This is a genomic window from Rhizobium oryziradicis (genome assembly GCF_001939045.1).
Lineage (GTDB): Bacteria > Pseudomonadota > Alphaproteobacteria > Rhizobiales > Rhizobiaceae > Allorhizobium > Allorhizobium oryziradicis.
Genome location: NZ_MKIM01000014.1, coordinates 1 through 7,406 on the forward strand (window position 1 = coordinate 1; position 7,406 = coordinate 7,406).

Genomic DNA, 7,406 nt, shown 5'->3' on the forward strand with positions numbered 1-7,406 from the left:
TGTTTGCTGACGAACTGGATTTGTTCGAAGGATTTGACGGCGGCTGCGAATTGTTGTTGGGCGAGGCTTTGGGCCAGTTGCAACTGGGAGAGGTCTTGCGAGATCGAGGCGAGGTTTTTGGTTTCGCCCTGCTGACCAGCCAGGCGTTGTTTGAGGTCATCGAGCTGGCTTTGCTTGCTGTCGATTTCGCGTTGCAGCACGCGCATTTGCGGGGCGGTTTTTGACACCATGGAACTTTGCGTCTGATAGCGCTGCTGCAGTTTCAAAAGATCGCCTTCGACGGAGGAGATCAGATTGGTGATCACGTCGGAGCTGCCTTCCACGGTGAGAACGCCATTGTTGTTTTGGGCTTGGGCGAGCTTTTCACGCGCCGCTTGCAGCTCGACGCTGGCATGATCGAGATTGTGCTGGGCGGTTGCGGTGACATCTCTCCAGATGCGGTCATTGACATTGTTGACCACGGTTTCGGCGGCTTTCACAATGTCTTTGGCCAAGCTTTGCGCGTCCTCAGGACTAAAGGCGCGCACCTTGAGGGTGATGATGCCGCTGGAGGGGGTGACGGAGACGGAAACCATGCGGTTCCAGTGGCGCAGGAGGTCTTCTTCGGTTGCGTCACTTGGCAGGCGCGCGACCCAATCGACATGTGGTCCGCCAAGCAGGGTGTGGAAATCCAGGCGCTTTTTCAAGACATCAATGATCTCGCGGCTGCTGATGAAATTCATGACGATTTGCGTGTCTTGGAAAAGCTCAACCCCAGGCATGCCAGCCACGTTGCCGACCTGATCCGTGCCAAGGGCGGGCGAGGATGGCCGCACCGTGAAACGAGTCTCGGATTCGAACTGATCGGAGGCAATGAAGCCGAAATAAAGTGTGCTGATGATGATCGGCATGATCAGCAGAAAAATGGTGGCGATGATGAAGGCGGCTTTGAAGACGCGGTCCATCAGCCTTGGGCGCAGGCCCACGGCGGCATAGAGATCACTGCGCTTGGAGGTGGAAAAGCGCAGCTTTCTGGCGGCAACCGAGAGGCGGGCTGCGATTGCGCGACCATTTTTGACGCCGAGACCGTCGGAATCGGACATTTTTGAATTTTCGATGCTGTCCGTCAAGAAAACGCCACCCGCTGAAGTTTGATGCTAAAGGGACAAACCATGGCTTACCGGTTCAAGCGATAGTAGGCCTCGATGGCGTGTTCGACATCATTATAAACGATGATGCGCCCATCGACCAGCAGCATCCCTTTATCGCAATAGTCTTTAATTGTATCCATGGAATGGGAAACCATGATGATATCGGAATTGGCGCGTCTGTGTTCAAACGCCACTTTGCAGCGCTCCTGAAACCGGGCATCACCCACGGAGGTGATTTCATCGATCAGATAGCAGTCAAAATCAATGGCCATGGACAGGCCAAAGGCCAGGCGCGCCATCATGCCGGAGGAATAGGTGCGCACCGGGGCGTTGATATAATCGCCAAGCTCGGCGAACTCCTCAACAAAGCGGCCAACCCGGCGCACATCCTCGCCATAGACCCGCGCCACGAAGTTGAGATTTTCCTTGCCGGTCATCTCATGGTGAAAGCCATTGGCAAAGCCCAGCGGCCAGGAGACGCGCACATTTTTGGTAATGCGCCCAGAGTTGGGCAAAAGTGTTCCGGCAATCATGCTGAGGCTGGTTGATTTGCCAGCGCCGTTGACGCCAAGCAGGCCATAGGAATAGCCGGACTCGAACACGACATTGACCTGATCGAGAATGATTTTCTTGTGGTGCCTGGCTTTGAAGTGTTTTGAGACGTTGTTGAATTTTATCACATCGGACCTCACAACATGTGATCTTCAACGGAGGCCCAAATCAAACAGAGCGTTGCCCAAAAGACGAGCAGACCCAGCAAGATCAGGAAGGGCGAAACGATGCGCTTTGGATAGAGGGCATCTTGAGGCAGGGCTGGCGGCACAAAGACGGTGAGGTAGAGCGCCTTGCGCGAGACGGCGGCAAAGGCCAGATCATAGTTTCGCCTTGCTGCCTCATAGAGTTTTTCGCTGACCTGCCGGTTGGTTTCTAACTTTGAGAAACCGGCAATCACATTGACGAGCGAATTGTTGCCCGATCCGACCAATTGCGACTGCATGTCCTGAATCTGGCCATCGAGACTGTCCTTGGCGCGCTGCATTTGTTTGTAGCGTGGAGAATCGCTGCCATCTGACTCTTTGAGCACAAACAGGCGGGTTTCCAGCTCCAGCTTTTGCGCAACCAGCCCCGTCAGCAGCTTGCCCGCCTGCTTGGCCTGCACGTCTGGGCTCAACAGGCCTGATTTTTGCTGAAACCCGTTGAAATCGTTCAGGGCGTCCAGATAATTGGCCTTGGTGCGGGTGACTTCGTTGCGAAAACTGGCCAGCAGATCATCGCGGGCGCGTAGCGTGATTTCGTTTACGAGCTTTTCGCTTTGCTGCAAAATGGCATTGGCGAGCTTGACCGAATCTTCGGGGCGAAAGGTGCGCACCGTCAGCGTGACAATGCCGGAGGGCCCATCAATATAGGAGGTGACATGCTGATCCCAGTATTTCAGAAAATCCTCTTCTGAGCCCTTGGGATCAAAGCGCGACCAATAATCGGCATTCGGATCGGTAAAGATGGTGCGGTAATCGATCTCGCCTTTCAAGCGCCGCAGGATTTCGGCGGAGTGAATGAAGCTGGTGACCACATAGGCGTCTTGCGGGGCGGCTTGCATGTTCATCAGGCCGGTATCGACCCTTTCGCCCAAACCACTGTCGGACAGCGAGCGCACGGCAAAGCGGGCTTCAGCGGTGTATTGATCAGAGGCAATGCCGACGAAATAGAGGAAGCTGGCAAGGGCTGGCACCAAAACCATGAGCATGAAGCTGATCAGCAACCATGGTGGCTTGCCGCCAGCTTTGGTGTCTGCGCTAGCTTCGCTTCCCAGCTGGTCCAGCGCATCGTCTTGCTCGATCTTGGCAGGCACTCTCTTGAACAGCGCATAGGGCCGCAACCAGAAACCCCGCGATGGAGCCTCTTCGACATCCTGCGTGCCTGCCAGCTTACCAGCCAACTTACCAGATTGTTTTGTTCGGTCTTTGACGTGCAAGGTCACCATGGTTTTACCTAACCATCAAGCGCAATATAGGGTGCGACGGCTTGCCTGACGTAATAGTCCAAGATGATATCCTCTTCCAGCCACATTTCTGCGATGGGAATATCGCGCAAGATTGTGGCAAGTTCACTCAAGACCGATTGTTGGGGAAAGATCGGCACTTCATGCCCCGGCACACCCAGCATAGCACCAACCTCGTCTTGAAAGTGATTATTGTTATAGCCATAGCCAATCACGGCAAAGCGCGATAGCGCATCAATGGCGGGTGCCACTTCGCGGCGGGTCACGGTTTGCTCGGGGTGGGTGCACACCAGTTGCCGGGTGATCGGCGATCGAAAGATGTTGGCCACGCGATCATGGGCTTTTTTCAAGGCGCGGGCGATCTCTTTTTTGTCGCCAAGGTTGATGTCGGCAAAATATTCGACCGCAGGCGAAAGCAAAATCCGGTCACGCTCGCCTAAGAAAGAAAAGGTGTGTTTCGACAGACGCTTGATCATAAACAGCCGGGTGGCCATCTCGTAATAGGGGTCTGGAATATTGGCGACAACCTTGAAGCCTTTGTCGAGAAATTCTTCATAATTGCGAAACAGCACACGCCCGCTGATGTAGATTGAAGGCGTGTTGTTCAAATGAAAGGCCTGCAGCGTGGTTTCGTGGCCAAAGCGCTCGACGGTCGACACCGAGAATTGAAAGAACTCCGAGCAGAACATGTCAAACTTGACCATGGGCAGCAGGGTCAATTGCAATTGCAGCAGTTTGAGGTTCAAGGGATTGTCGGCACTTGGCCGCCGATAGATCAAAAGGCCGGATTTTGCATCCGAAATCAACAGCCGGGTTTGCAAGGCAAGATCCGGCATGATCTGCGCATCAAGGCGAAAGCCGACAAGACCTGTTGCGTGGCGGCCCGATTGCACCACCGCTGGCCGCTCCTGATCGCAAGCCAGCATAAGTTCGCTGCCGTCATCGCGCCTGACGATAATGGAGGGCTGATCTGAGAAGCCATCGGGAACCAGATAGCCTTCCAACGCATCTCCGTGGTCAAATTCGATGTTGAACAACACGCCGTCATCTCCATACCGCACCGCGCACTTTATAAAGTACGCAAAGGTTCGCTGCAGCGCCCATCATTGCTGTAATCAATATGATGTGCGTCTTGCAAACACGGAAAAACAGGGGCCGCCGGTGTGCAGAGGTTCTTCACTCTGCACCACAATATCCTGAAAGCCGAGATGGGTCAGAAGCTTCAAAATATCCTCCCGGTGCATCCAGTAGTGTCGATCTTTCATGCCGCCGCAAAAGGAGGCGCTCATATTGGCAAATTGATAGCTGCGCTCGAAATAGCGCACATCCAGACCGGCAATGTTGCGCACCTCCATATTGCCGCTAAAGGGCGTGTGACGCACATCGGCCTTGGGCATGACAGTTTCGTCGTAATAGTGCGTCCATAAAAACAGGCTTCGCGAGTGTTCGGCCAACAGCCTCAGAAACTCGCCCGGATCGGGCATGTGGTAGAGCACGCCTGACGCCAGCGTCAGATCATAAATGTGCTCCGATGCCTGCAGCCAGTTTTGAATATCGCCCAGATAAAAGACGGCGCGGTCGAGCTTGAGGATTTCCTTGGTGACCAGACAGCGCATGAAACATTGCTTGTTGGCCTCAATCGCGTCGATGTGCGCCGGACGACGCTGGTTGAGAATATAGGTGTGCATGCCTTCCAGCGGACCGACTTCCAGGACGGTCTTGCCTTCCAACGTGCCAACGGCCTCCAGCATTTTGAAGATCCGGTCATCGGCAAACAGCGGAATCGTGCCAGCCGTCAGATTGAACTCTTGCGGAAAGGACGAATTCCAGCCGGGCAAGGCATCGATGGCGTTTTGATGCTGCGGTAGGCGCAACTCATATTGCGAAAACCCCTCTGGCGCTTCGGACGGCGCAAACAGGCCCTTGAGCTTTGCGAGGAGACGCGCTTGCAAATATGAAATATTCATCAAAACTTCCTGCGAAAGACCCGGGCCCGGGCTTTCCGATTGAGGGTGTGCGAACCAAAGGGCGCGCTACAGCGAACCTTATTAGGCACACGAGGCGTCATCTTCAACGCCCTTCTTGTGCGCCAATGTGTTTCTTGTTGCGCCTCTCGTATGCTTTTTCAAGGATAGGGCGAATGATGGGCCCCAGTTTATCCAGCATCATCATGTCAAAGCCGAAAAAGATTTCTCCTTTGCCCGCATCCATGCCCTTCACAATATGTTTGGCAACGGTTTCGACCGGCCATGGTTTGGGCGGTCCCAAAAAGCGTTTGGTTTCGGGGCCACGTTGCGCAATTTCCTGTCGAAATTGCGGTGTGTCGGTATCGGGCGGAAAACAAATGCACACCGAAACGCCTTTGGGCTTTGCCTCCAGCCGCAGGGCGGTTGCCAAGCCGCGCAATCCATATTTGGAGGCACAATAGGCCGTATAGCCCGGTATGCCCAGCAAGGCCGCACCCGATGAAATAATCGTGATCGTGCCGCGCCCGGCCGCGATCATGGAAGGATAGACCGCCCGGATGGCATTGGCGACCCCGATCAGATTGGTATCGATCTGGCTGTTAAAATCGCCCGCCGTTTGATCGAGGAAGCTGCCGGGGACAATCATGCCTGCTGATGCGATCAATGTGTCGATGGCACCTTGGCTGGCAACACAGTCCATGACGGCCGCGTGCAGTGCTGCCCCATCGGTGACATCGACAGCTTGGATGTGAACCGGGCGGCTGTCCGGATATTGGCTTTGCAAGGCGTGTTTTGCCGCTTCGAGCTTGGCTGGGTCGCGTGCCAGCAAACTGACGCGTTCGCCACGCTGCACCAAAAGCCTTGCAATCTGCAGCCCAATGCCGCTGGAGCCTCCGGTGATCATGATATGCGCCATATCAACAAGCCTTGCGATGATCCGATCCGTCAGCGGGTCGGATGGGATGGATGAGGTTAGATTGGGTTACGATAGGTTACTGGACTGTCTCTTCACGCGGTTAAACTTTAATAGATCTGTAATAGATCTGTGCCAATCCTGAAAAAAATGTCGTCTGTAACGATGATGGGTTCTGGTGCGCAAGTGTGCCGTGTCGGGGCATGCGCGCCCCTCACAGGGCGTGTAAAACCCGGCATTGAGCAAGGTGGACCTTGCCGGTCCGGCAGAAATATGCTTTGACAATCGCGGAAACGACGGGGACTTTTATAATTGAAACAAGCGATTGTCATTTTGTCCTGCGTAGCGTTATCGGGCTGTCAAATGGTGCCCGCCGATGGACCTCTCGCCAGTGATATTGTTGGAGAAGCCGGACGCTCCGCTGCCCAGCAGAGCCGTGCCAGTGCAGAAGTGTTTGAGCTGATCGACGTTGATGCCAGAATGGCCAATGTCATTCACGCCTTCCAAGCCAGAAAGCTGCAAAGGCGCTTCAAGGTCAGCGGCTCCACCGGCGTGCCGGTGATTGGCGTTGGTGACGCTCTCAAGGTGACCATTTTTGAGGCCAGTGCCGATGGTTTGTTCTCGACCGAGAACTCCAAACAGGCAAGCCTCGACATCGTTGTTCAGCCCAATGGCATGGCCTCCATTCCCTATGTCGGAACCGTGCGGCTGGTGGGCAAAACCCTCGAACAGGTGCGCCAGACCATTGTGGCCGCCCTCAAGAACAAGGCCGTCGAGCCTGATGTTCTCGTCAATCTTGTGTCCTCGTCCTCGCGCGATGTCACGGTCTCGGGTGCCGTTGCCCGCTCCGCCGTCATTCCGCTGGGCCTCGGTCATGAAACCATTCTCGATATGCTCGCTCGCGTCGGCGGCGCCGTGGCACAGCCTTACGAGACCTATGTCAGCCTGACCCGCAACAATGTGCGCGGCTCGGTCCTGCTCAAGGATATCATTGAAAATCCGAAGGAAAACATTCTGGTTCAGCCCAAGGACCAGATCTATGTCTACCGCGATCCGCAGACCTTCACCATTCTGGGCTCCGTCAAGGCATCCAAGCGCGTCGAATTTGGCGCAAGCGACGTCAACCTGCTTGAAGCCATCGCGCTCGCCGGCGGCGCAGACAGCACATCCGTCAACATGAAGGGCTATTTTGTCTTCCGCTTCGAAGAGCCCGAAGTTCTCATGGATCTCGTCGGCCCCGCCCGCGTCAAGCAACTGCTCGCCAACGGCATGCAGCCCGACAAGGACGGAAAATACCCTGTCGTCTACCGCCTCAGCATGGAAAAAGCCGACAGCCTCCTCATCGGACAGACCTTCGAAGTCAAAAACCGCGACGTCATATACGCGTCCCGTCACCC

At 55.1% G+C, this 7,406-nt stretch carries 7 protein-coding genes; 1 reads left to right on the forward strand and 6 read right to left on the reverse strand.

What is annotated here, in order from left to right; all coding sequences use genetic code 11:
- From BJF95_RS23720 to BJF95_RS00180, 6 genes are all read right to left on the reverse strand, one after another.
- Positions 1-1,082, reverse strand: a 1,082-nt coding sequence (locus BJF95_RS23720; protein WP_139317336.1) for a KpsE/RkpR family capsule polysaccharide export protein, incomplete at its 3' end; no start/stop codon positions are given.
- 74 nt (positions 1,083-1,156) lie between these two features.
- Complete coding sequence (locus BJF95_RS00160) at positions 1,157-1,810, reverse strand: ABC transporter ATP-binding protein (protein ID WP_075637427.1); 654 nt, start codon at positions 1,808-1,810, stop codon at positions 1,157-1,159.
- An 8-nt stretch (positions 1,811-1,818) separates the two neighbouring features.
- The gene (locus tag BJF95_RS00165; protein WP_139317337.1) at positions 1,819-3,111 is read right to left on the reverse strand and encodes a KpsE/RkpR family capsule polysaccharide export protein; all 1,293 of its coding nucleotides are present in this window, start codon (positions 3,109-3,111) and stop codon (positions 1,819-1,821) included.
- 8 nt (positions 3,112-3,119) lie between these two features.
- Positions 3,120-4,169 (reverse strand): hypothetical protein, encoded by a 1,050-nt coding sequence (locus BJF95_RS00170; RefSeq protein ID WP_075637423.1) that lies wholly within the window; start codon positions 4,167-4,169, stop codon positions 3,120-3,122.
- Positions 4,170-4,244: 75 nt separating this feature from the next.
- Positions 4,245-5,096, reverse strand: a complete 852-nt coding sequence (locus BJF95_RS00175; RefSeq protein ID WP_075637424.1) for a class I SAM-dependent methyltransferase — start codon at positions 5,094-5,096, stop codon at positions 4,245-4,247.
- A 103-nt stretch (positions 5,097-5,199) separates the two neighbouring features.
- Entirely contained in the window at positions 5,200-6,012 is an 813-nt protein-coding gene (locus BJF95_RS00180) for an SDR family oxidoreductase (protein WP_075637425.1), read from the reverse strand.
- 309 nt (positions 6,013-6,321) lie between these two features.
- On the opposite strand from BJF95_RS00180, the gene BJF95_RS00185 reads away from it, so the two are divergent.
- Positions 6,322-7,406, forward strand: a 1,085-nt coding sequence (locus BJF95_RS00185; protein WP_075637426.1) for a polysaccharide biosynthesis/export family protein, incomplete at its 3' end; no start/stop codon positions are given.